Source organism: Ruminococcus sp. 1001713B170207_170306_F1 (genome assembly GCF_015668065.1).
Taxonomy (GTDB): Bacteria; Bacillota; Clostridia; order Lachnospirales; family Lachnospiraceae; genus Blautia_A; species Blautia_A faecis.
Genome location: NZ_JADPEX010000012.1, coordinates 1 through 21843 on the forward strand (window position 1 = coordinate 1; position 21843 = coordinate 21843).

At 44.1% G+C, this 21843-nt stretch carries 21 protein-coding genes; 18 read left to right on the forward strand and 3 right to left on the reverse strand.

Annotated elements, in window-relative coordinates; genetic code table 11:
* Positions 1-234: 234 nt before the first annotated feature.
* The gene (locus I4V84_RS20130) at positions 235-732 is read left to right on the forward strand and encodes an SH3 domain-containing protein (protein ID WP_173718102.1); all 498 of its coding nucleotides are present in this window, start codon (positions 235-237) and stop codon (positions 730-732) included.
* Between the two features lie 151 nt (positions 733-883).
* Here the strand turns inward: I4V84_RS20130 and I4V84_RS08825 are convergent, their stop codons facing one another.
* A complete protein-coding gene (locus I4V84_RS08825; RefSeq protein ID WP_118579904.1) occupies positions 884-1363 on the reverse strand; it encodes an S-ribosylhomocysteine lyase in 480 nt (159 codons plus the stop codon).
* A gap of 166 nt (positions 1364-1529) precedes the next feature.
* Here I4V84_RS08825 and I4V84_RS08830 point away from each other — a divergent pair, with 166 nt between their 5' ends.
* Positions 1530-2330, forward strand: coding sequence for a peptidylprolyl isomerase (locus I4V84_RS08830; protein ID WP_195991659.1), 801 nt, complete (start codon positions 1530-1532; stop codon positions 2328-2330).
* Positions 2331-2455: 125 nt separating this feature from the next.
* On the opposite strand, the gene I4V84_RS08835 is transcribed toward I4V84_RS08830, so the two are convergent.
* A complete protein-coding gene (locus I4V84_RS08835; protein WP_207748638.1) occupies positions 2456-3016 on the reverse strand; it encodes a class I SAM-dependent methyltransferase in 561 nt (186 codons plus the stop codon).
* Between the two features lie 321 nt (positions 3017-3337).
* On the opposite strand from I4V84_RS08835, the gene coaBC reads away from it, so the two are divergent.
* The 3 genes from coaBC to I4V84_RS08850 all read left to right on the forward strand — a co-directional run bounded on the left by coaBC (position 3338) and on the right by I4V84_RS08850 (position 6268).
* Positions 3338-4537: a bifunctional phosphopantothenoylcysteine decarboxylase/phosphopantothenate--cysteine ligase CoaBC gene (gene coaBC / locus I4V84_RS08840; RefSeq protein WP_195991660.1), complete on the forward strand. Its 1200-nt coding sequence runs from the start codon at positions 3338-3340 to the stop codon at positions 4535-4537.
* A 228-nt stretch (positions 4538-4765) separates the two neighbouring features.
* On the forward strand, positions 4766-5416 hold the full coding sequence (locus I4V84_RS08845) for an ECF transporter S component (protein ID WP_195991661.1): 651 nt from the start codon (positions 4766-4768) through the stop codon (positions 5414-5416).
* 78 nt (positions 5417-5494) lie between these two features.
* A complete protein-coding gene (locus tag I4V84_RS08850) occupies positions 5495-6268 on the forward strand; it encodes a type III pantothenate kinase (RefSeq protein WP_118579916.1) in 774 nt (257 codons plus the stop codon).
* Positions 6269-6359: 91 nt separating this feature from the next.
* Here the strand turns inward: I4V84_RS08850 and I4V84_RS08855 are convergent, their stop codons facing one another.
* Complete coding sequence (locus tag I4V84_RS08855; protein WP_195991662.1) at positions 6360-7250, reverse strand: RluA family pseudouridine synthase; 891 nt, start codon at positions 7248-7250, stop codon at positions 6360-6362.
* 193 nt (positions 7251-7443) lie between these two features.
* On the opposite strand from I4V84_RS08855, the gene I4V84_RS08860 reads away from it, so the two are divergent.
* The 13 genes from I4V84_RS08860 to I4V84_RS08915 all read left to right on the forward strand — a co-directional run bounded on the left by I4V84_RS08860 (position 7444) and on the right by I4V84_RS08915 (position 21799).
* Positions 7444-8787, forward strand: coding sequence for an MATE family efflux transporter (locus tag I4V84_RS08860; RefSeq protein WP_195991663.1), 1344 nt, complete (start codon positions 7444-7446; stop codon positions 8785-8787).
* A gap of 50 nt (positions 8788-8837) precedes the next feature.
* A complete protein-coding gene (locus I4V84_RS19615; protein WP_173718104.1) occupies positions 8838-9101 on the forward strand; it encodes a hypothetical protein in 264 nt (87 codons plus the stop codon).
* A gap of 17 nt (positions 9102-9118) precedes the next feature.
* Positions 9119-10294, forward strand: a complete 1176-nt coding sequence (gene cbiD, locus I4V84_RS08865; protein ID WP_195991664.1) for a cobalt-precorrin-5B (C(1))-methyltransferase CbiD — start codon at positions 9119-9121, stop codon at positions 10292-10294.
* Between the two features lie 142 nt (positions 10295-10436).
* Positions 10437-11120, forward strand: a complete 684-nt coding sequence (gene cobI, locus I4V84_RS08870; RefSeq protein WP_173771988.1) for a precorrin-2 C(20)-methyltransferase — start codon at positions 10437-10439, stop codon at positions 11118-11120.
* 107 nt (positions 11121-11227) lie between these two features.
* On the forward strand, positions 11228-11986 hold the full coding sequence (cobM, locus tag I4V84_RS08875) for a precorrin-4 C(11)-methyltransferase (RefSeq protein ID WP_118579928.1): 759 nt from the start codon (positions 11228-11230) through the stop codon (positions 11984-11986).
* A 46-nt stretch (positions 11987-12032) separates the two neighbouring features.
* Positions 12033-13139, forward strand: coding sequence for a cobalt-precorrin 5A hydrolase (locus I4V84_RS08880; protein WP_243284056.1), 1107 nt, complete (start codon positions 12033-12035; stop codon positions 13137-13139).
* Positions 13132-13872, forward strand: coding sequence for a precorrin-3B C(17)-methyltransferase (gene cobJ / locus I4V84_RS08885; protein WP_173716581.1), 741 nt, complete (start codon positions 13132-13134; stop codon positions 13870-13872). The genes I4V84_RS08880 and cobJ overlap by 8 nt, the downstream gene beginning before the upstream one ends.
* Positions 13865-15910: a precorrin-6A reductase gene (gene cobK / locus I4V84_RS08890; protein WP_195991665.1), complete on the forward strand. Its 2046-nt coding sequence runs from the start codon at positions 13865-13867 to the stop codon at positions 15908-15910. Before cobJ ends, cobK begins: the two co-directional genes overlap by 8 nt.
* 64 nt (positions 15911-15974) lie before the next feature.
* A complete protein-coding gene (locus tag I4V84_RS08895; RefSeq protein WP_195991666.1) occupies positions 15975-17477 on the forward strand; it encodes a cobyrinate a,c-diamide synthase in 1503 nt (500 codons plus the stop codon).
* Positions 17474-18439 carry an adenosylcobinamide-phosphate synthase CbiB gene (gene cbiB, locus I4V84_RS08900; protein ID WP_195991668.1) on the forward strand — a complete coding sequence of 322 codons (966 nt, stop codon included), beginning with the start codon at positions 17474-17476 and terminating at the stop codon, positions 18437-18439. The genes I4V84_RS08895 and cbiB overlap by 4 nt, the downstream gene beginning before the upstream one ends.
* Before the next feature lie 127 nt (positions 18440-18566).
* Complete coding sequence (locus I4V84_RS08905; RefSeq protein ID WP_195991670.1) at positions 18567-19631, forward strand: histidinol-phosphate transaminase; 1065 nt, start codon at positions 18567-18569, stop codon at positions 19629-19631.
* Positions 19632-19646: 15 nt separating this feature from the next.
* The gene (locus I4V84_RS08910; protein ID WP_195991672.1) at positions 19647-21161 is read left to right on the forward strand and encodes a cobyric acid synthase; all 1515 of its coding nucleotides are present in this window, start codon (positions 19647-19649) and stop codon (positions 21159-21161) included.
* On the forward strand, positions 21158-21799 hold the full coding sequence (locus I4V84_RS08915) for a precorrin-8X methylmutase (RefSeq protein WP_195409293.1): 642 nt from the start codon (positions 21158-21160) through the stop codon (positions 21797-21799). Before I4V84_RS08910 ends, I4V84_RS08915 begins: the two co-directional genes overlap by 4 nt.
* Positions 21800-21843: the final 44 nt, after the last annotated feature.

Here is a 21843-nt window from a genome sequence, read left to right on the forward strand (position 1 = left end):
CTGTTGATGGAAGCATTATACTACATTGGGACATTTTCCTTTATGGTATATTAGGACATTATCATAAATGGTTCATAGCTTTATTGCAAAGATACACTTAGGGGTTGCATAATTTGTAATAATACTGTATATTAATTGTAACGATTCGCGAAATGAGTCTGTTTTTGTAATATTATATGAAAAGAAGATGAATCAATTCAAAGCACCATTGCTTTGTAAAGGAGGAACTATATTATGAAAAAAGCAGCATTAGCCGTTTTGCTTCTGGGCGCAGCACTTTGCATCCCTGGATGTGGATTTGAGGAAGGTGCAGGAGCAAGCGTTACAGTTATACAGGCAACCCCGACCCCTATTCCAACACCAACCCCTGAGGCAACTCCTACACCAGAAGTTACTCCTACTCCAGAACCAGTTGTAGAGCAGACTGCAAGCGGTGTGAATGTAACCAAGCAGGATGGTACATATGTTGCGAATGCAGATATTAACCTTCGTGCAGATGCAAGTGCAGATGCTACCTGGATTGCAGGTGTAACAAGCGGTACACAGCTTACAAGTACAGGTGTATGCGACAATGGCTGGATTGAGGTTTCCTATGAGGGACAGACTGCTTATGTGTCCGGTGATTATGTAAGTGCAGTGGCAGCTGACGGTGCAGCCGCAGATGGAACTGCTGATCAGGCAGCTACAGAAGGAAGTGCAGATGCTGCAGCTGATGAGGCTGTCGCAGGCTGACAGGCTGGAAATTTAAGCGATGAAATGATGAGATGAAAGACGCTATGTAAATGGATGATATTATCGTTTGCATAGCGTTTTTTGAGTACTAAAGAAATTCCCTCCTGCCATGAAATGGTAAGAGGGAGATTTCTGAATATATCAAATCAAATTATTCCGGATAAACCAGTCTGTCTGGCTTGATGTCATACAGCACTTCATCCAGGAACTTCTTAGCCAGATATTTCGCCATTCCAAGGTTCATATCCAGATAATTTCCACAGTCTTTCGGGGAAGCACCAGGAACCTCGCCCTGGAAATCACGGATAAACTCAAAGGTTTCAACCATAAGCGGAACAATATCCTTAGATTCATAATCTCCGTTCAGCAGCAGATAATTGCCGGTACGGCAGCCCATTGGTCCCCAGTAGATCATCTTCGGTCCGAATTCCTTGTGGTTGCGAAGAAAAGTAGCAGCAAGATGCTCAATGGTGTGAAGCTCTGCTGTGTTCATAACAGGCTCCTCATTTGGGGAAGTCATACGAATGTCAAAAGTGGTGATCACACTATTTCCAACCGGATCTTTGCGGGAAACGTAAACGCCTGGCTGAAGTTTGATGTGATCTATTGTGAAACTGGTAATCTTTTCCATAAAAAAGACCTCGCTTTCTGATAAATTCTTTCTTGATTTTAGCAGACAATACAAGCTGTGGCAAGACAAAGAAAAAGAAATTGAACAATCTGTGAAAACAATTGTTTTTTACGTGATTTTCGTTATAATAGAAAAAGATGGCATCAAGAATTGGAGGCATAAAATCATGAAAAAAAGAAAAATTCTGGCAATGCTGATGGTGGCAGCTCTTTCCGCAGGAATGCTGGCAGGCTGTGGTTCAGATAATACGAAAGAGGAAAGCAAGAGCACAGAAGCAGCAGATACTAAAGAGAGCACAGAAGAAAATAAAGACACAGAAGAAACAAAAGAGGAAAGTACAGATGAGAGTGCTGACCAGTCAGAAGGAACGGAGGAAGAAGTTTCCGGCTTTACAGACGGTTCCGGGGATGGAGAAGATACAGATACAGCAGACGATACCAGCACTGTTCTGGATACTTCAGAGCATCTTACCGGTCTTCATCATGCAGAGATTGAGGTGAAGGACTACGGCACCATTAAGGTGGAACTGGATGCGGACACAGCACCTATCAGTGTAACCAACTTTGTGAAACTGGCACAGGAGCATTTCTATGACGGACTTACTTTCCACCGTATTATTGATGGATTTATGATCCAGGGCGGAGATCCGGAAGGAACCGGAAGAGGAGGCTCTGATGAGACTATTAAGGGCGAGTTTTCTGAGAATGGCGTAAAGAACGATATTTCCCATGAGAGAGGTGTGATCTCCATGGCAAGATCCTCAGACCCGGACAGTGCAAGCTCCCAGTTCTTTATCGTACAGTCTGACAGTACCTATCTGGATGGACAGTATGCCGCTTTCGGACATGTGACAGAAGGCATGGACATTGTTGACCAGATCTGCAAGGATGCAAAGCCTACAGATAACAATGGAACTATTTCTGCAGATGAGCAGCCGGTGATGACAAGCGTTACCATTATAGATTGATAAAGTACAGTTTGAGAATATCGAAGATAAAACACCCCTTTGGCAGACACAAATAATTGTAGTCTGTCTAAGGGGTGTTTTTTGAGTAAATACATGGGAAAAAGTTGTTGCTTTTTGTATACAAGTTACAGTTTGACTACAAGTACGGGCATAGGCGGATGATTAGGCCGGTTGTAATATTCTGTTTTAATAACCAGAAATTTCCTGGAATCCAGCACCTTCAGCCATTTCAGCAGTGCATCCCGTTCCTCAAACCCGGAATCTCCGCCGCTGTAGATACACAGCATCAGGATCCCGCCCTTTTTCAAAAGGGACAGGGATACGGTAAGTGCCTGAATACTGGATTCTGCCCTTGTGGCAAGAGTATGATCGCCCTTCGGCAGATAGCCGAAATTGAATACAATGCAGCTTACACTCACAGGCTCTGCGTATTTTCCCATATTTACGTGGGAATCCAGAAATAGTTCATAATTGTGGGGGGCATTTTCTTTTTCGAGCCGCTCTCTGGTATTGGCAAGTGCTATTTCCTGAATATCGAAAGCGAGTACATGCCCTTTTTCCCCACAAAGACGGGAAAGAAGCAGAGTGTCATTTCCGTTTCCCATGGTGGCATCAATGCAAAGGTCTCCTTCTTTTACATGCTCTGAGATAAAGTGGGCGCACCACTGTGTGATCTGGTAGTTCATAATGGTTCCTTTCTTTTGCAGTATCCTTATAATGAAAGTCGAAAACAGATGGCAAAATTTCCCGCAAAGTGGGGCATGCAGGTTGCGGGAAGGATTTTCAAACATGCTCTGGAATAGCTGTTAAAAGTCTAAGGCTATTATAACAGATAAAAAAACAAAGAAAAGATGCATATAAAGGTAAATTATGTATGAAAAGCCGAACATATAAAAAATACATTGCATTCATACGTCTCTTTGCATTATAATAAGCGGTACGGACAAAGATATAAAATAACAGATGAATTTTGTCCAAAAGATTTCAAAGAGAGATGAGGGAAGATAATGTTAGAGGGAAAGACAGTTCTTCTGGGAGTTACTGGAAGTATTGCAGCATATAAGATCGCATATCTTGCAAGTACGCTGAAGAAGCAGCAGGCAGACGTTCATGTGCTAATGACCAGAAATGCCACTAATTTTATTAATCCCATTACTTTTGAGACACTTACCGGGAATAAATGCCTTGTGGATACCTTTGACCGGAATTTTCAGTTCCAGGTAGAGCATGTGTCCATTGCGAAAAAGGCTGACGTTGTGATGATCGCACCGGCAAGTGCCAATGTGATAGGCAAGCTGGCTCATGGAATTGCAGACGATATGCTTACAACCACCATTATGGCATGCAGATGCAAGAAATTTATTTCTCCGGCGATGAACACCAATATGTTCGAGAACCCCATTGTCCAGGATAATCTAAAAACCTTGGAGCATTATGGATACGAAGTAATCGATCCTGCTGTAGGCTATCTTGCATGCGGCGATACCGGAGCGGGAAAAATGCCGGAGCCTGAGACTCTTTTAAACTATATTTTGAGAGAGTGTGCCTGTGAGAAGGATATGAAAGGGCTGAAGGTGCTGGTTACCGCCGGTCCTACCCAGGAGGCAATTGATCCTGTCCGTTATATTACCAACCATTCTTCCGGCAAGATGGGCTATGCCATTGCAAAAATGGCTATGCTGCGCGGAGCAGATGTCACACTGGTAAGTGGACGTACTGCACTTGCACCGCCACCATTTGTGAGAGTGGTTCCAGTGGTAACAGCCAGAGATATGTATGAGGCTGTAACCTCTGTCAGTCAGGAACAGGATATTATCATTAAAGCAGCAGCAGTGGCAGACTATCGTCCGGCCAGTGTGAGCGATGAAAAAATTAAAAAGAAAGACGATGACATGTCCATTGCCCTTGAGAGAACAGATGATATTCTGAAATATCTTGGAGAGCACAAACCGGATGGACAGTTTCTCTGTGGCTTTTCTATGGAAACAGAGAATATGATCGGTAATTCCAGAGTCAAACTTACCAGGAAAAATCTGGATATGGTAGCTGCCAACAATGTAAAAATGGCAGGCGCCGGATTCCAGGGGGACACCAATGTTCTGACTCTGATTACACAGGATGAGGAAGTATCACTCCCGCTAATGAGCAAGGAGGATGCAGCCGTTAAGATCCTGGATAAAATACTGCTTGAGAGAGTTCGCAGATAGTTATTTACAGGCTGTCATTCTGGCAGCATTTATAAATCTTTTGCGAAGCCGCAGGCAGTGGCACTGGTGTTATATTCGCAGATTGTATTTTATAAATCTGGACAGAGGATAACACATTTTTCAGAGTGGCGGGTAAATACCAAAAAAACATGCCCGCTGTTCCATACCGTATTGTATCCCTGAGTCTGAATAGGCTCTAATATAGGGAACGATAACAAGGAGGACAACATGAACAAAAAATTTGCAACATCTCAAATCACCTTACTGGGCCTTATGATCGCAATTCTTCTTCTTATGGCTTACACACCTCTTGGCTACCTGAATATCGGGCCTCTTGCAATCACCTTTAATATTATTCCGGTTGCCATCAGCGCAATTACAATGGGACCTGTAGGCGGAGCCATTGCAGGAGCCGTATTCGGACTTACCAGCTTTGGACAGTGTATCGGCATTGGCGGTACCAGCCTTATGGGTGTTACTTTGTTCGGAATTAATCCATTCCTGGCGTTTGTTCAGAGATTTATTCCAAGACTGGTTGACGGACTTCTTCTTGGATATATTTTCCAGGGAGTCCGCAGGAAATCAAAAAATATTTATCTTTCCTGTGCTGTAACAGGATTTCTTTCTGCATTTTTAAATACTCTGTTTTTTATGGGGTTATTAGTTGGTCTTTTTGGAAATACCGAGTATGTACAGGGACTTATGGGTGGAAAAAACGTGATTCTGTTCATCTGTACATTTGTAGGAATCAACGCAGTATGTGAAATGCTTTCCGCTACCGTTATCACAGGTGCTGTAGGAGCAGCCCTTTACAAGGCAAGGCTTCTTCCGGGAACAGAGAAGAAATCTGAGAAAGTGGTAAAAACAGCAGAAGTTTAAGAAAATTGAAAACAGACAGACTGTTTGCAAAAATGGCCGCTGATTGCGGCTGATGATAGAGAAACCATGGAGGAAAAAATGATTTTAGCAATTGATATTGGAAACACAAATATTGTGGTTGGCTGCATTGATTCAAAGCAAACTTATTTCATTGAGAGACTTTCCACTGTCCGTACAAAAACAGAACTGGAATACGCAGTTGACCTGAAGACAGTTTTGGATTTATATCATATTAAGCGGATTGATATTGAAGGCTGCATTATTTCCTCTGTAGTACCGCAGATTACCAATGCCGTGAAGCTTGCAGCTGAAAAGGTTCTGAAAAAAGAACCTATGGTATTGGGACCAGGTGTAAAAACAGGTCTGAATATCCTGATGGATAATCCCGGACAGCTTGGAGCAGATCTTGTAGCAAATGCAGTTGCAGGAATTCATGAATATTCTCTTCCACTGGCAATTATTGATATGGGAACTGCAAGTACGGTAAGCGTGGTAGATGAGAAGAAGCATTATGTGGGAGGCATGATTTTTCCCGGAATGGGAGTGTCCCTGGATGCCCTTACAGCCCGTGCTTCTCAGCTTAGCGGAATCAGTATTGAAGCACCGAAGCGCATCATTGGAAAAAATACCATTGAATGCATGAAAAGCGGTGTGATTTACAGCAATGCAGCAGCCCTTGACGGAATTGTTGACAGAATTGAAGAAGAGCTTGGTCAGAAAATTACAGTTGTTGCAACTGGTGGTCTTGCACGTAAGATTATCCCACATTGCAAGCGGGAGATTTTGTTGGATGAGGATCTTTTGTTAAAAGGTTTGCTCATTATATATGAGAAGAACAGAAAAGAATTATAAGCTTTCTGAGAAAAAATGAGACAGGTCAGAACTTCACGGTTATGAGGTTCTGGCCTGTTTTGCGGTATATTTTACACGAATTCGGTTGCCATTAGGAACGATGAAAGGCATCTGCAAAATCTTCTGGGACAGGGGCAGTAATACACATGTTTTCTCCTGTAACAGGGTGAGCAAATTCCAGCTGAAAGGAGTGCAGGGGCTGTCTTTTTATAATTCTGTAATCTGGATTGTAGAGAAAGTCTCCTGGCAGCGGATGTCCAATGTACTTCATATGCACACGGATCTGATGAGTGCGTCCGGTTTCCAGATGGAGCTCGATGAGAGAGTAGGAATGATAGGTGGCTAATCGCTCATAGTGTGTGACCGCACTTTCCCCATTTGCGAAATCCACCTGTCTTTCGATGGTGGAATCTGCTACACGCCCGATAGGCGCATCAATAGTTCCCTGCTCTAGTGTGAATCCCTGTACAATTGCCAGATAGGTACGCCGGATCTGACGCTGCTTCATCTGGGCAGAGAGAACTGCTGCGCTATAAGGGTTTTTCGCCAGAATCAGGGCTCCTGTGGTGTCTCTGTCCAGACGGTTGATGCAGCGGTAGACGAACTGCTGTCCTTTTTCTTTAAAATACCAGGCAACTCCATTCGCCAGTGTATTATCATAATTTCCAATGGAAGGGTGCACAGGCATGTCTGCCGCCTTATTTATGACTAAAATATCTTCATCTTCATATAGAATAGAAAGATCCATTTTCACAGGCAGGATATTCTCGGTGTTGTCCGCTTCCGGAATATGTATGTGAAGAGAATCCCCGGCCTGAAGAATTGATTTCCCAAATCCCCGTTCACTATTTAGCTGAATCGCATTTTTATCTGCCTTCATGGAAGATAAAATTCCCCGGGAAAAGCCCTTGCTCCTGAGAAAATCAAGAAGCTGCATTCCTTCCTGCTCTGGCTTTATAGTGTATGTAAGAATTCTGTCCAAGGTGTTCCTCCTAAAATTGTATTAAAATTATGTTGAAACATAAGGATTGTGCGTAATTAAATACTGTATTTTTTTCGCTCAAGGTGTATAATAGCACAGAAAATATTTGCATGGAAGTATCTGAAGCAGTTTTATGAGATATACATCCATGCGACAGGAACTATTTATACATTTAAGGAAAAAGAGAAAACATATGAAACAACAGCAACATCTTTTTACAAACAAAATGCTCCGGGCGCTTCTTGTTCCCATTATTATGGAGCAGCTATTAAATGCCTTGATGGGTACGGTAGATACTATGATGGTCAGCAATGTAGGTTCTGCGGCCATTTCCGCCGTTTCTCTTGTGGACTCTATCAATGTACTGATTATTCAGGCCTTTTCTGCACTGGCAGCAGGAGGTACCATTATCTGTACCCAGTATCTTGGACAGAAGAATCACGAGATGGCGAACAAATCAGCCAGGCAGGCACTTTTTATCATAACAGCCATTTCTGTCTTCATCGTTGTGCTTGGACTTGCTTTCCGTGCACCGCTTCTTAGCTTTATTTTCGGAAAAGTAGACGCGGATGTTATGGAGAATTCTATGGTGTATTTCTTTTATACTGTGCTGTCCTATCCTTTTATTGCACTTTATGATGCCGGAGCATCCATTTTCCGTGCACAGGAAAACACCAGAGGACCGATGGTAATTTCCATTATTTCCAATGTGATGAATATTGTGGGAAATGGAATCCTGATCTGGGTATTTCATATGGGAGTTGCCGGAGCAGCCATTTCCACACTGGTATCCAGAATTTTCTGTGCAGTAGTAGTGCTGTACCAGCTTAGAAAAGACAGGCAGCCAATTGTGGTACGTGATTATCTGAAAATCCGTCCGGATGGAAAAATGATTGGCAGGATTCTTGCCCTTGGCATTCCTTCTGGCATAGAGAACAGCATGTTCCAGCTTGGAAAGCTGGCAATCCAGTCTACAGTCTCTACACTTGGAACCACTGCAATTGCAGCCCAGGCTATGACAAATATGCTGGAGATGTTAAATGGAACAGCTGTAATTGGTGTTGGAATCGGACTTATGACAGTAGTGGGACAGAGTCTTGGAGCCGGAAAAAAAGACGAGGCAGTTTATTATATGAAGAAACTGATGATCTTTTCCGAAGTCTTTCTCATCGCCTGCTGTGCAGTGGTATATGTCCTTGCACGGCCGATTACCATGATTGGTGGAATGGAAGCTAAAAGCGCTGAAATGTGTCTTGATATGATGTTCTGGATCACCATTGTGAAACCAATCGTATGGATGTTTGCGTTTATTCCGGCTTACGGCATGCGTGCGGCAGGAGATGTGAAGTTTTCCATGATTACTTCCTGCATTACTATGTGGACTTTCCGCTTTTGCCTGTGCGTTTATCTGATCCGGGTATGTGGCATGGGACCGATGGCGGTCTGGATCGGAATGTTCACAGACTGGACGGTACGTGCGATCGTGTTCAGTCTGCGGTTTAAGAGTGGAAAATGGATGGAACATAAAGTTGTGTAAAAGGTAACTGCAAAAGATAAGGAAAGCGATCCCCTTTTATTGACTTTTAAATGGCAAAATTATATAATGTAACGGATAAAAACAGGGAAAAGCATGATCAGGAAGCCAGGTGTAATTCCTGCACAAGTCCGTTACTGTACAGTCAGATACTGGTTGCTTTTTCAGAAACAGGATTTCCTGCGGCAACCGGGATAAGACTGATAGGAAAGAAGCTTTGTTGTCAGGACAGGGCTTCTTTTATTTACGTAACAGATGGGGCGGACGTGAAGATTGCCGTCACAATCCCGGAAACCCGCATAGCGGGTTCCTCATAGCTTTGGAGGCAAGAAACATGGAACATAAGACAGGATTGGAAGATTATTATGTGATCCGCGGACAGAAGAAAATGCGTTTTGGCTATACCACAGGTTCCTGCGCGGCAGCAGCTTGCAAGGGCGCCTGCCTGATGCTTCTGGGAAAAGAAAAGTTAACATCTGTACCGCTTATGACTCCCAAGGGAATCCTCCTTGACCTGGAACTGCATGACATTCAGATCAGTGAAAATCAGGTTACCTGTGCAGTGAAAAAAGATGCCGGAGATGATCCAGACACAACAAATGGCATTCTTGTGTATGCTACAGTGTGGAAGACGGATACTGCCGGAATCGTCATAGATGGCGGAGTGGGCGTAGGCAGAGTTACAAGACCCGGGCTCTCCCAGAAAGTAGGAGAAGCGGCGATCAATCCTGTTCCTCGTGCCATGATCCTTCGAGAAGCAGAAGAAGCTGCAGTTTCCCATGACTATGAGGGAGGGCTGAAGGTTGTGATTTCTGTTCCGGAAGGTGTAGAGATCGGCAAGAAGACCTTTAATCCCAGGCTGGGAATCACAGGGGGAATTTCCATTCTTGGAACCTCCGGAATTGTGGAGCCTATGAGTGAAAAAGCTCTTGTAGAAAGCATTCATGTGGAAATGAAGCAGCACTTTACCCAGGGCGAGAAGTACCTTCTTGTGACTCCGGGAAACTATGGGGCAGATTATCTGCGTGAGCACATGACCTTACCTTTCGAACGAAATATTAAGTGCAGCAATTATGTGGGAGAAACCATTGATATGGCTGTGGATATGGGAGTGAAAGGAATCCTGTTTGTCGCCCATATTGGCAAGTTTGTAAAGGTAGCAGCAGGAATTATGAACACCCATTCCCACAGTGCAGATGCCCGTATGGAAGTGCTTGCAGCCAATGCCCTCAGAGTGGGAGCGGATGGAGATACTGCAAGAGATATCCTGAATTGCAATACCACAGATGATGCCCTTGATATTTTGCACGAAAAAGGCCTTTTAGAGCCTGCAATGCAAGAAATTATGGAAAGAATCCAGTTTTATCTGGATCACCGTTCTTATGAACAAATTAAGCTTGGTGCGGTTGTTTTTAACAATGTATATGGATATCTGGGAAAAACAAGAGATGCCGGTGAACTGATTCAGGAAATTCAAAAGCAGGATGAAATGCTTAAACTTCAAATGTAAGCGGGATGATAGAGTGTGCAAATTGCAGGCATGGACAGTATGTTGTAGGGCATTTTTACGAATAAAGATATGTTCAGTTTATGAGAGCAAAAAATAAAAACAGAGTAGTTATGTTTAAAAACTATTTCAGAAAGAGAGATCTATGACAGGAAAATTATATGGCGTAGGAGTTGGCCCAGGGGATCCGGAGCTGATCACTTTAAAGGCCTTAAGACTTACAAAGGAAGCAGATATACTGGCTTTTCCAGGGGAAAACCCAAAAGAATCTGTGGCATACAGGATCATGAAAGGAGCGTACCCGGAAATTGACAGCAAACAGATGATTTCCCTGCCAATGCCCATGATCAAAGACAGAGAAGAACTGAAACGTGTTCATGATGAAGGAGCAAAAATAATTGCAGAATGGCTTGAGAAAGGAAAAAATGTAGTATTTCTCACCCTGGGAGACCCGACCGTATATTCTACATATATTTATGTACACAAACGTGTGGAACAGCTGGGATATGCCACAGAAATCGTCAGCGGCATTACATCCTTTTGTGCAGTCAGTGCCAGATTTAATGAAGGACTGGTGGAAAAATCCCAGCAGCTTCATGTAATCCCTGCCTCCTATCAGATAGAAGAAGCATTGAAGCTTCCCGGAACGAAAGTTTTGATGAAAACCGGCAAAAAAATGCAGGAAGTAAAAGCACAGATCAAAGCATCTGGTAATAAGGCCGAGATGATTGAAAATTGCGGAATGCCAGATGAGAAAATTTATAGAAGTGTGGAAGAAATTCCAGATGATGCAGGTTATTATTCGTTGATCATTGTGAAGGAAAAATAAGATAATGTAAATAAAAAACCAATGTAGGCAAAGTGAAAATTTATTAAAGTAAGAATTATAAAACTTTGCTGCACAATAAAAATTATAGTGAAAAAGGAGAGAAAGCCATGATTCATTTCGTAGGAGCAGGTTCCGGAGCACCGGATCTGATCACCGTAAGGGGAAAGAAATATCTGGAAGAAGCAGACGTAGTTATTTATGCAGGATCTCTGGTAAATCCCAAACTTCTGGAGTATACAAAGGATATTTGTACTATTTATAACAGTGCAAAGATGACACTGGAAGAGGTGCTTTCTGTTATGGAAAAGGCAGAAGCGGCCGGCAAGACAACAGTAAGACTTCACACAGGTGATCCCTGTATTTATGGTGCCATCCGTGAGCAGATGGATGTGCTGGATGAGAAAGGGATTGCTTATGATTACTGTCCTGGTGTCAGTGCATTCTGCGGTGCGGCAAGTGCTTTAAATCTGGAATATACGCTGCCGGATATTTCCCAGAGCGTGATCATCACCCGTATGGAAGGCAGAACTCCGGTTCCGCCAAAGGAAAGCATTCAGTCCTTTGCTGCTCATCAGGCAACTATGGTTGTTTTTCTCAGCACAGGAATGCTGGAAGAACTGAGCAGAAGACTGATCGAAGGCGGTTATACGGCAGATACTCCTGCTGCGATTGTGTATAAGGCAACCTGGGAGGATGAGAAGAAATTTGTGTGCACAGTAGGAACCCTGGCGCAGACTGCGAAGGAGAATCATATTACGAAGACTGCACTTATGATCATTGGAGACTGCGTAAATGCCGCTCATTATGACCGTTCCAAGTTATACGATCCAGGATTTACAACAGAGTTCCGTGAAGCAACGAAATAAGAATAAGGTTATTTGATATGGCAGCTTAGGTTAGAGCCTGTTCCAGATGAAAGGAAAACGGATGAAAATTTCCATGATATGCTACACCCTGACAGGGCAGCAGACAGGAGAGAAACTAAAAAAGGGACTGGAAAAAGAAGGAAATATAGTTTCTCTTTTCACAAAGAGCAAATACATTCCAGATTCTATAAAGGGAAGCTGCGGGAAATGGACGGGAGAACAGTTCGAAAATGCAGACAGTATCATTTTCATTGGAGCAGCCGGAATTGCAGTGCGCAGCATCGCTCCTTTTATACAGAGCAAAAAGAAAGACCCGGCTGTGCTGGTAGTAGATGAATTGGGCAAATTCGTGATATCCCTGTTGTCCGGACATCTTGGCGGGGCAAATGAACTTGCCTGTCTGGCTGCAGACATTTTACAGGCAATCCCTGTAGTCACAACAGCCACAGATCTTGAGGGAAAATTTGCTGTGGATGTGTTTGCAAAGAAAAACAACTGTCACATTTTTCGAATGAAAGAGGCGAAAGAGGTTTCTGCCGCGCTGCTGGCAGGTGAAAAGGTTGGATTCTACAGCGAATTTCCCTGGGAGGGAGAACTGCCAAAGGGACTGATCTGGTGCCGAAAGACTGGCATATCACTTTCAGAAATACAGTATGAGACTGTGGACGGCACACCGCTTCCAGAGGTGGGGATTGCCGTGACCGTACATAAAAGCTGTCATCCCTTTGTCTCAACGACGCACGTAGTTCCACCGGCTGTCGTGCTTGGAATGGGCTGCCGGAAAAATAAAGAATCAGAAGCCGTGGAAAAAGCAGCATTCAGCCGCCTGAAAGAAAATGACATTTATCCGGAGGCAGTTGCAGCTCTTGCAAGCATTGATGTAAAAAAAGAAGAACCCGGGCTTCTGGCTCTTTCAGAAAAGCTGGGAGTTCCTTTCAAAACATTTTCCAGTGAGGAACTTCTGTCTGTGCAGGGTGAATTCACCTCATCCTCTTTTGTGAGTAAGACAGTAGGTGTGGATAATGTGTGTGAACGAAGCGCGGTGAAAGCCGCAGAGAATCATACTGGCATTCATTTTATACAGAGAAAACGGGGCGCAGAGGGCGTGACAACGGCTCTTGTCCTTGGAGATTGGAGGATACGTTTTGAGTAAAGAAAAGAAAATCTATGTGGTAGGAATCGGACCAGGTTCTTATGAAGGAATGACAGGAGCTGCAGCTACAGCTCTTGAAAAAAGTGATGTGATCGTTGGATACACTGTTTATATTGATCTTGTAAAAGACCATTTTCCGGGAAAATCTTTTCTCACTACACCTATGAGAAAGGAAGTAGACCGCTGTGTAATGGCTTTTGATGAGGCTATGAAAGACCAGACAGTTTCCATGATCTGCAGTGGTGATGCGGGAGTTTACGGAATGGCTGGTCTTATGTATGAAATCGGCGCAAACTATCCGGAGGTGGAGCTGGAAGTAGTTGCAGGTGTTACAGCAGCAACCGGAGGAGCAGCAGTGCTTGGTGCTCCATTGATCCATGATTTCTGTCTGATCAGTCTCAGTGATCTGCTCACACCATGGGAAAAGATCGAGAAGCGTCTTCTTCTGGCTTCGGAAGCTGATTTTGTGATTGTTCTTTACAATCCGTCCAGTCACAAGAGACACGATTATCTGAAAAAAGCCTGCGAACTTATGCTTCAACACAAATCTCCGGAAACAGTATGCGGTACCGTGCAGAACATTAACCGCGAGGGTGAAACTGCCAGGGTTATGACTCTGGCTGAATTGAAAGAAACACAGGTAGATATGTTTACCACTGTATTTATCGGAAATTCACAGACCAGAAATATTGATGGAAAAATGGTAACACCAAGAGGATATAAAAATGTCTGATGTTGTTGTTTTTGCAGGCACCACAGAAGGCTGTGAAATCTGCAGCTTTCTGGCAAAAAATAAAGTAAGTGTGCTTGCATGTGTCGCTACCGATTACGGAAGCAAATCATTAAAAGAGGACGAATATCTGAAAATCCACGCTGGCCGCCTGAATGGGACGGAGATGGAAAAGCTTCTGAAAAAACTCAGTCCCGGACTGGTGCTGGATGCTACCCATCCGTATGCTGCCGAGGTAACGGAGAACATTCGTGCTGCCTGCCAAAATACAGGTTTTTCTTACCAGCGAGTATTAAGAGAGGCCGGTGCTTATCAGGATAAGGCTGTTTATGTGGAGAATACAGAGGCAGCAGTGGAATTTCTGGAAGGTACAAAAGGAAATATCCTGCTTACCACAGGCAGCAAGGAGCTTGGAAAATTTACAGCTTTATCTGATGCAGGAGAACGCATTTATGCCCGTGTTCTGTCTTTGCCATCTGTGATGGAAACCTGCAAAGGTTACGGCTTTGAGGGCAAGCATCTGATCGGTATGCAGGGACCCTTTTCCATGGAATTAAACGCAGCCATGCTTCGACAGTATGACTGCAGATATCTTGTGACAAAGGATACAGGAAAAGCAGGTGGTTTTCAGGAGAAAATTGATGCTGCACTTATGTGCGATGTGATTCCTGTTATAATTGGAAGACCGTTGCAGGAAGAGGGCCTTTCTGTGGCAGAATGTAAACATATGCTAACGGAACATTTTGGACTCACCCTGAAACCTCACGTTACACTCCTGGGAATTGGGATGGGAAGTGAGAAAACCCTTACAATTCAGGGAAAAAGGGCAGTTCAAAGAGCTGATCTGATCATTGGGGCCAGGCGTATGGCAGATTCCATCCGGGAGCCGGGACAGCCGGTGGTGTATGAATACCGCAGCGATGTGATTGGAGCTTATATTAAGAGCCATCCGGAATATGAGAATATTGTGATAGCTTTGTCCGGGGATGTGGGATTCTACAGCGGAGCGAAGAAGCTGTTGGATGTGTTGAATGGAAGGAAACCAGAGGGGGGTTTAGCAGATGATTTTGAAGGGCAGGAGCACAGTGAAAAAGAGAATGGCTGTGTCTCCATTGAGATTATCTGCGGAATTTCTTCTGTGGTTTATTTTATGTCCCAGATCGGTTTATCCTGGGATGATGCGAAGATCACCAGCGCCCACGGGAAAAACTGCAATCTGACTTCTCTGATCCGGCACAACAGAAAGGTTTTTTCTATTTTGGGAACGGGAAGTGCGGTGGCAGAGCTGGCACAGAAACTGGTGAAATATCAGATGGGAGAAGTTCTTCTTTATGTGGGAGAGAATCTATCCTATCCGGAGGAACGGATATTTGCGGCAAAAGCCAGTGAACTGGCTTCTTATGAAGGACAGGCTCTGAGTGTGGTCTGTGCTTATAATGAAAACGCCACGCCTGCATTTTCTACCCATGGAATCAGAGATGAAGAATTTATCAGGGGAAAAGCGCCTATGACAAAGGAAGAGGTGCGAAGCGTTTCCCTTTCCAAATTGAAACTTCATCAGGATTCCATCTGTTACGATGTGGGAGCCGGAACCGGATCTGTTTCGGTGGAGATGGCCCTTCGGGCGGATCAGGGACAGGTATTTGCTGTTGAGAAAAAAGCGGATGCAGTGGAACTTCTTTACGAAAATAAACGGAAGTTTGCAGCAGATAATCTGGAAATCATAGAAGGAGAGGCTCCTGAGGTGCTTTGGCAACTGCCGGTTCCTACACATGCGTTTATTGGCGGTTCTTCTGGAAATCTGAAGGAAATCGTCGCCCTGCTTTTACATAAAAACAGGGAAGTGCGGATTGTGATCAATTGCATTACTCTGGAAACAATCAGTGAGGCATTGAATGTATTAAGAGAATATAATTTCCAGGAACAGGATGTAGTGCAGCTTGCAGTTTCCAGATCAAAGGAGCTTGGAAGGTATCACCTGATGATGGGAGAAAATCCTATTTATATCATTACCTGCCAGAGCCCCCGGGCGCAGATATGACAGGTGTGGTTTTCTTAAGAGTGCAGAAAAAGGTTGTTGGCGCGGAAAGAAGAGGAGGACTATCATGAAAAAAAGAATACCCAGGATCTTGCTTGCAGCAGGAGCCAGCGGAAGCGGGAAAACACTTCTCACCTGTGGTCTGCTGCAGGTACTGGTAAACAGAGGAATAAAGACAGTCTCCTTTAAATGCGGACCGGATTATATTGATCCCATGTTCCATACCCAGGTAATTGGTACAAAATCCCGAAATCTGGACACTTTTTTTACAGGAGAGGAGATTACCCGATCTCTTCTTGCAAAAAACAGTGCTGACTGTGAAATTGCAGTGATGGAAGGCGTTATGGGTTTTTACGATGGAGTGGCAGGAACCACTACTTTGGCAAGTGCTTATGATCTGGCGCGAGTTACGGATACGCCGGTTATTCTGATCGTGAACAGCAAGGGAATGAGTGTCTCTCTTGCTGCCTACATAAAAGGCTTTCTGGAATACAAAAAAGACAGCCGCATAAAAGGCGTGATTTTTAACCAGATGTCCCCTATGCTCTATCCCAGAATGAAGAAACTGGTGGAAGAGGAGCTTGGCATCAAAGTACTGGGCTATGTGCCAAGGGTGGAAGATTGTGTGATCGAGAGCCGACACCTGGGACTGATTTTGCCAGAAGAAATCCCGGAACTGAAGGGACGGCTTTTGAAGTTGGCAGAAGTGCTGGAGAACAGTCTGGAAATAGAAGAGATATTAAAACTGGCCAATGAGGCACCAGTGTTGGAATATCCATTGTTGGAAAAGACAGATGAGAGATCCCTATGTCAGCCATCTGGAACCAGTGCAATAGCTGAAAAGGTGAAAAGAGAAGTGGATGTATTGACTGAAATGAGTCAGGTGTGTACCTGGAAAAGCCCAAAGAAGCTTCGGATCGGTCTTGCGAAAGATGAGGCATTCTGCTTCTTTTATGAAGACAATCTGGATCTTCTTCGTTCCATGGGTGCCGAGCTGGTGGCCTTTTCGCCTGTACATGACGGACATTTACCAGAAAATCTGGACGGACTTCTTCTCTATGGTGGATATCCGGAATTAAATGGAAAAGCATTGGAGGAGAATCTTTCTATGCGGCAGGAAATTGCGGCAGCCATAAAGGATGGAATGCCCTGTCTTGCAGAATGCGGTGGGTTCATGTATCTCCACGAAAGCATGGAGGGAATGGATGGGAAATTCTATGAAATGGCAGGCGTTATTCCGGGTAAGGTATGGCGAACACCCAGACTGACCCGGTTTGGCTATATTACTTTGAGGCAGAATAAGGGGATTTCCGATGGAAAACAGGAAACAGCGATTCTTGGGGAGTCAGATCTTGGAGTAAGTCCGGCCCATGAATTTCATTATTTTGATTCGGATAATTGTGGAACTGCATTTCATGCTTCCAAACCGGAAAGCAAACGCGGGTGGGACTGCATGCACGGCTTTGATCATTTGTTAGCTGGCTTTCCTCATTTATATTATTACGCAAATCCGAAAATCCCACAGGCATTTTTAAAAAAGTGTCTGGAGTATAAGGAGTTACAAAAATGATACGATTATTAACTCTTCCAGCAGGTTTTATTCTTGACCTGCTTATAGGAGATCCAAGATGGCTATATCATCCGGTATGTCTTATAGGAAATCTGATCAGCATACTGGAAAAAGGAATACGAAAGGTGTTTCCGAAAACAGATAAGGGTGAGCGGGCAGGAGGCATTCTGGAAGTTGTTCTTGTCTGTTTTATTACCTTTTTTATTCCTTACGTTGTAATCCATCTGCTTTATAAATGGAATTTCTGGCTGGGCTTTGCACTGGAGACTTTCTGGTGCGGACAGCTGCTTGCAACAAAATCATTGAAAGTGGAAAGTATGAAAGTATATGACCGCCTGAAAAACGGAACCATTGAGGAAGCGCGTTATGCCGTTTCCATGATCGTGGGACGTGATACACAGGCACTTTCAGAAATCGGAGTGACGAAGGCAGCTGTGGAAACGGTTGCGGAAAATTCCTCTGACGGAATTATTGCCCCTATGTTTTATATGGCAATCGGTGGAATTCCCCTGATGTTTTTGTACAAGGGCATCAACACTATGGATTCTATGCTTGGATATAAAAACGATAAATATCTGTATTTTGGAAGATGTGCAGCCAGACTTGACGATGTGGCGAATTATATTCCAGCCAGAATTTCCGGTTGGTTGATGGCATTGTCCACAGTATTTGTTGGAATGGATACCAAAAATGCAGTAAAAATATACAGAAGAGACCGCCGCAATCATGCAAGCCCCAATTCTGCCCAGACAGAAGCGGCTATGGCAGGAGCACTGGATGTTCAGCTGGCAGGAAATGCTTATTATTTTGGTAAGCTATATGAAAAACCGACGATCGGGGATCCGATCCGCCCGGTTGAAATCGAGGATATTCCAAGAGCGAATAAGCTGCTTTATGCAACCTGTATTGTGGGAGCAATTTTATTCTTCGGGCTGAGTGTTCTTCTGAAAACTGTGTTATAGCGGATTTTGCTGAAAAAACAGCAACAAATAAAAGATTAAAGTATGTTTTAAAATTGTGACGCACATCTTACAGAAAGCCTTTTTCAAACACGCTTTAGATCATGTAATTACTTGAATGGAGACAACAATGGAAAAACACATACATGGCGGTGATGTGTATCATCATCAGGGGTGCATTGACTTTTCAGCAAACTGCAATCCTCTTGGTACCCCGGAGGGAATCAAAAAAGCGATCATTGAAAGTCTGGAGCATATAAATGACTACCCCCAGGTAGGCTGCACTCCCTTAAAAAAAGCCATTGCAGAATATGAGAATACGAAGCCGGATCAGGTGATCTGCGGAAACGGCGCTGCAGAGGTGATCTTTTCCCTTTGCCGGGCGGTGAATCCAAGACGGGCTCTGGTGCCGGCTCCGACTTTTGCAGAATACCAGCAGGCATTATATAGTGTAGATTGCCAGGTAGAGTTTTTTCTCCTGAATGGGAAAAAGAGGTTTGTGCTGGAGGAAAACTTCTTACAGGCATTGACAGAAGAGATTGACATTATTTTCCTGTGTAATCCCAATAATCCAACCGGGCTTCTGGTGGAAAAACCGTTGCTGGAAAAAATTCTGAAGCGTTGTCAGGAGCTTAATATTCTTATGGCAGTGGATGAATGCTTCCTGGATTTCGTTCCATCACCAGAAAAATATACGCTAAAAGAATATCTGGAAACCTATGACAATCTGTTTCTTCTGAAAGCTTTTACAAAGCGCTATGCTATGGCAGGTGTGAGACTTGGCTATGGTCTTTGCGGAAATAAAGGACTTCTGAGGAAAATGGAAGGTGTATGTCAGCCCTGGAATGTCTCTTCCATGGCACAGGCAGCAGGTCTGGCGGCTTTGCAGGAAAGAGAATATGTAGAAAAGGGAAGACAGGTGACCTTTCAGGAACTGGCATATCTGAAAGAAGAACTGACGGCGCTTGGCTATCCGGTTTATCCTTCTCAGGCGAATTACGTGTTTTTTATAGGTCCGGCGGATTTGTATGAGAAGCTGGAGCAGAAGAAGATCCTGATACGCGATTGCAGTAATTATACCGGGCTTTCCAAAGGATATTACAGGGTGGCGGTGAAGAAACATGAAGAAAATCAGCAGCTTGTCAGGGCATTGAAAGAAATAAATAGAACCAAAGTTGAAAATGTGATTTTATAAAAGGAGGAACACATTTTGGCAAAAGCAATCATGGTGCAGGGGACAATGTCTAATGCCGGAAAAAGCCTTCTGGCAGCAGGCCTTTGCAGAATTTTTAAACAGGACGGGTACCGTGTGGCACCTTTCAAGTCCCAGAATATGGCGTTGAATTCTTTTATCACAAAAGAAGGTCTGGAAATGGGACGTGCCCAGGTGATGCAGGCAGAAGCAGCCGGAATTGCTCCTTCTGTTCTGATGAATCCTGTTCTTTTAAAGCCTACAAACGATGTAGGCTCCCAGGTGATCGTAAACGGTGAGGTTCTGGGAAACATGAGCGCCAGGGATTATTTCAAATATAAGAAAAAACTGGTGCCGGATATTATGAAGGCTTACAATGCTCTTGCAGCAGAAAATGATATTATTGTTATAGAAGGAGCAGGAAGTCCGGCAGAAATCAATCTGAAAAGTGATGATATCGTAAATATGGGTATGGCGAAAATGGCGAAGGCTCCGGTGCTTTTGGTAGGGGATATTGACCGTGGCGGTGTTTTTGCCCAGCTGATCGGAACTGTTATGCTTCTGGAAGAAGACGAGAAGGAGATGGTAAAAGGTCTGATCATCAATAAATTCCGTGGAGACAAAACCATTCTGGATCCTGGGGTGGAAATGCTGGAGGAAAGAAGCGGCATTCCGGTTGTAGGCGTAGCTCCTTATCTGAATATTCAGGTGGAGGATGAGGACAGCCTTACGGAACGTTTTGAGACAAAGCGGACAGTAGACCTGATTGACATTGCGGTGATCCGAGTGCCCAGAATATCTAATTTCACAGATTTTAATCCGTTGGAGAGTATCCAGGGGGTTTCCCTTCGCTATGTGAAAAATCCATCAGAGCTTGGTAATCCGGATATGATCATTCTGCCGGGAACCAAAAATACAATGGAAGATCTTCTGTGGATGAGGGAAAATGGTCTGGAAGCGTTGATCCTGAAGGAGGCTGCGAAAGGAAAGCTGATTTTTGGAATCTGCGGTGGCTATCAGATGATGGGCGAGACTTTAAGCGATCCTCATGGAGTGGAAGCTGGCGGAACGATCAAAGGTATGGGTCTTCTTCCAATGGATACCGTTTTTGCAAAGAAAAAGACCAGAACCAGAGTGGAAGGCTCTTTCGGCCAGCTGACTGGTGCGTTTGCAAAGCTTAGTGATACTGCTCTGGAAGGATATGAGATCCATATGGGTGAGACTGCCCTGAAAGGAGATGCAAAGCCATCTACCAGTATTCAGGATAGCGTAACCGGAGAGAGAAAGTCGGATGGTGCTTATCTTGACAATGTATGTGGAACCTATGTACATGGTGTTTTTGATAAAGAGGCAGTAGCTGAGGCAATCGTACAGATCATTGGAGAAAAGAAAGGTCTGGATGTATCTGGAATGACTGGTATGGATTTCCAGGCGTTTAAGGAAACCCAGTATGATATTCTGGCAGCAGAGCTCCGGAAACATCTGGATATGAAGAAGATATATGAAATCCTGGAAGAGGGGGTACAAATATGAAGGTAGAACTGGAAAATGTAAAACCAATGGACATAGAGAAAAGAAGCTTTGAAATCATCACAGAGGAGCTTGGTGATACTCCTCTGCTCCCGGGAACAGAGCTGGTGGTAAAGAGATGTATTCACACAAGCGCTGATTTTGATTACGCGAAAAATCTTTGTTTTTCCGAAAACGCAGTGGAAAAAGCGATTCAGGCAATTAAAGATGGCGCCTGTATTGTAACCGACACCCAGATGGCAAAAGCAGGAATCAATAAACGCGCCCTTGCAAGGTATGGCGGTGAGGTTTACTGTTTTATGTCAGATGAGGATGTGGCGAAGATTGCGAAAGAAAATGGTTCCACCCGTGCCACAGCCAGCATGGACAAGGCGGCCGGGTTGGATAAAAAGCTGATCTTTGCTATTGGAAATGCACCTACAGCACTGGTTCGCCTTTATGAGCTGATCGAGGAGAAAAAGCTGGATCCGGAGCTGATCATCGGTGTGCCTGTGGGGTTTGTGAATGTAGTGCAGTCCAAGGAACTGATCATGCATACAGAGGTACCGTACATTGTAGCCCGCGGGCGTAAGGGTGGATCAAATATCGCAGCGTGCATCTGTAATGCCTTGCTGTATATGATTGACAACAACCGGGGATAAAAAAACGGCGTATACTCTGTCTGTGGTAAATGGCAAAGTATACG

Excerpts from the sequence above, each read along its gene's own strand:
- cbiD (WP_195991664.1), top strand. The coding sequence starts at position 9,119 with ATGGAACATAAGACAGGATTGGAAGATTATTATGTGATCCGCGGACAG.
- I4V84_RS08830 (WP_195991659.1), top strand. The coding sequence starts at position 1,530 with ATGAAAAAAAGAAAAATTCTGGCAATGCTGATGGTGGCAGCTCTTTCC.
- I4V84_RS08905 (WP_195991670.1), top strand. The coding sequence starts at position 18,567 with ATGGAAAAACACATACATGGCGGTGATGTGTATCATCATCAGGGGTGC.
- cobI (WP_173771988.1), top strand. The coding sequence starts at position 10,437 with ATGACAGGAAAATTATATGGCGTAGGAGTTGGCCCAGGGGATCCGGAG.
- I4V84_RS08895 (WP_195991666.1), top strand. The coding sequence starts at position 15,975 with ATGAAAAAAAGAATACCCAGGATCTTGCTTGCAGCAGGAGCCAGCGGA.
- I4V84_RS19615 (WP_173718104.1), top strand. The coding sequence starts at position 8,838 with ATGGCAAAATTATATAATGTAACGGATAAAAACAGGGAAAAGCATGAT.
- coaBC (WP_195991660.1), top strand. The coding sequence starts at position 3,338 with ATGTTAGAGGGAAAGACAGTTCTTCTGGGAGTTACTGGAAGTATTGCA.
- I4V84_RS08915 (WP_195409293.1), top strand. The coding sequence starts at position 21,158 with ATGAAGGTAGAACTGGAAAATGTAAAACCAATGGACATAGAGAAAAGA.
- I4V84_RS08835 (WP_207748638.1), bottom strand. The coding sequence starts at position 3,016 with ATGAACTACCAGATCACACAGTGGTGCGCCCACTTTATCTCAGAGCAT.
- cobM (WP_118579928.1), top strand. The coding sequence starts at position 11,228 with ATGATTCATTTCGTAGGAGCAGGTTCCGGAGCACCGGATCTGATCACC.
- I4V84_RS08850 (WP_118579916.1), top strand. The coding sequence starts at position 5,495 with ATGATTTTAGCAATTGATATTGGAAACACAAATATTGTGGTTGGCTGC.
- cobK (WP_195991665.1), top strand. The coding sequence starts at position 13,865 with ATGTCTGATGTTGTTGTTTTTGCAGGCACCACAGAAGGCTGTGAAATC.
- I4V84_RS08845 (WP_195991661.1), top strand. The coding sequence starts at position 4,766 with ATGAACAAAAAATTTGCAACATCTCAAATCACCTTACTGGGCCTTATG.
- I4V84_RS20130 (WP_173718102.1), top strand. The coding sequence starts at position 235 with ATGAAAAAAGCAGCATTAGCCGTTTTGCTTCTGGGCGCAGCACTTTGC.
- I4V84_RS08880 (WP_243284056.1), top strand. The coding sequence starts at position 12,033 with ATGAAAGGAAAACGGATGAAAATTTCCATGATATGCTACACCCTGACA.
- I4V84_RS08860 (WP_195991663.1), top strand. The coding sequence starts at position 7,444 with ATGAAACAACAGCAACATCTTTTTACAAACAAAATGCTCCGGGCGCTT.
- cbiB (WP_195991668.1), top strand. The coding sequence starts at position 17,474 with ATGATACGATTATTAACTCTTCCAGCAGGTTTTATTCTTGACCTGCTT.
- I4V84_RS08825 (WP_118579904.1), bottom strand. The coding sequence starts at position 1,363 with ATGGAAAAGATTACCAGTTTCACAATAGATCACATCAAACTTCAGCCA.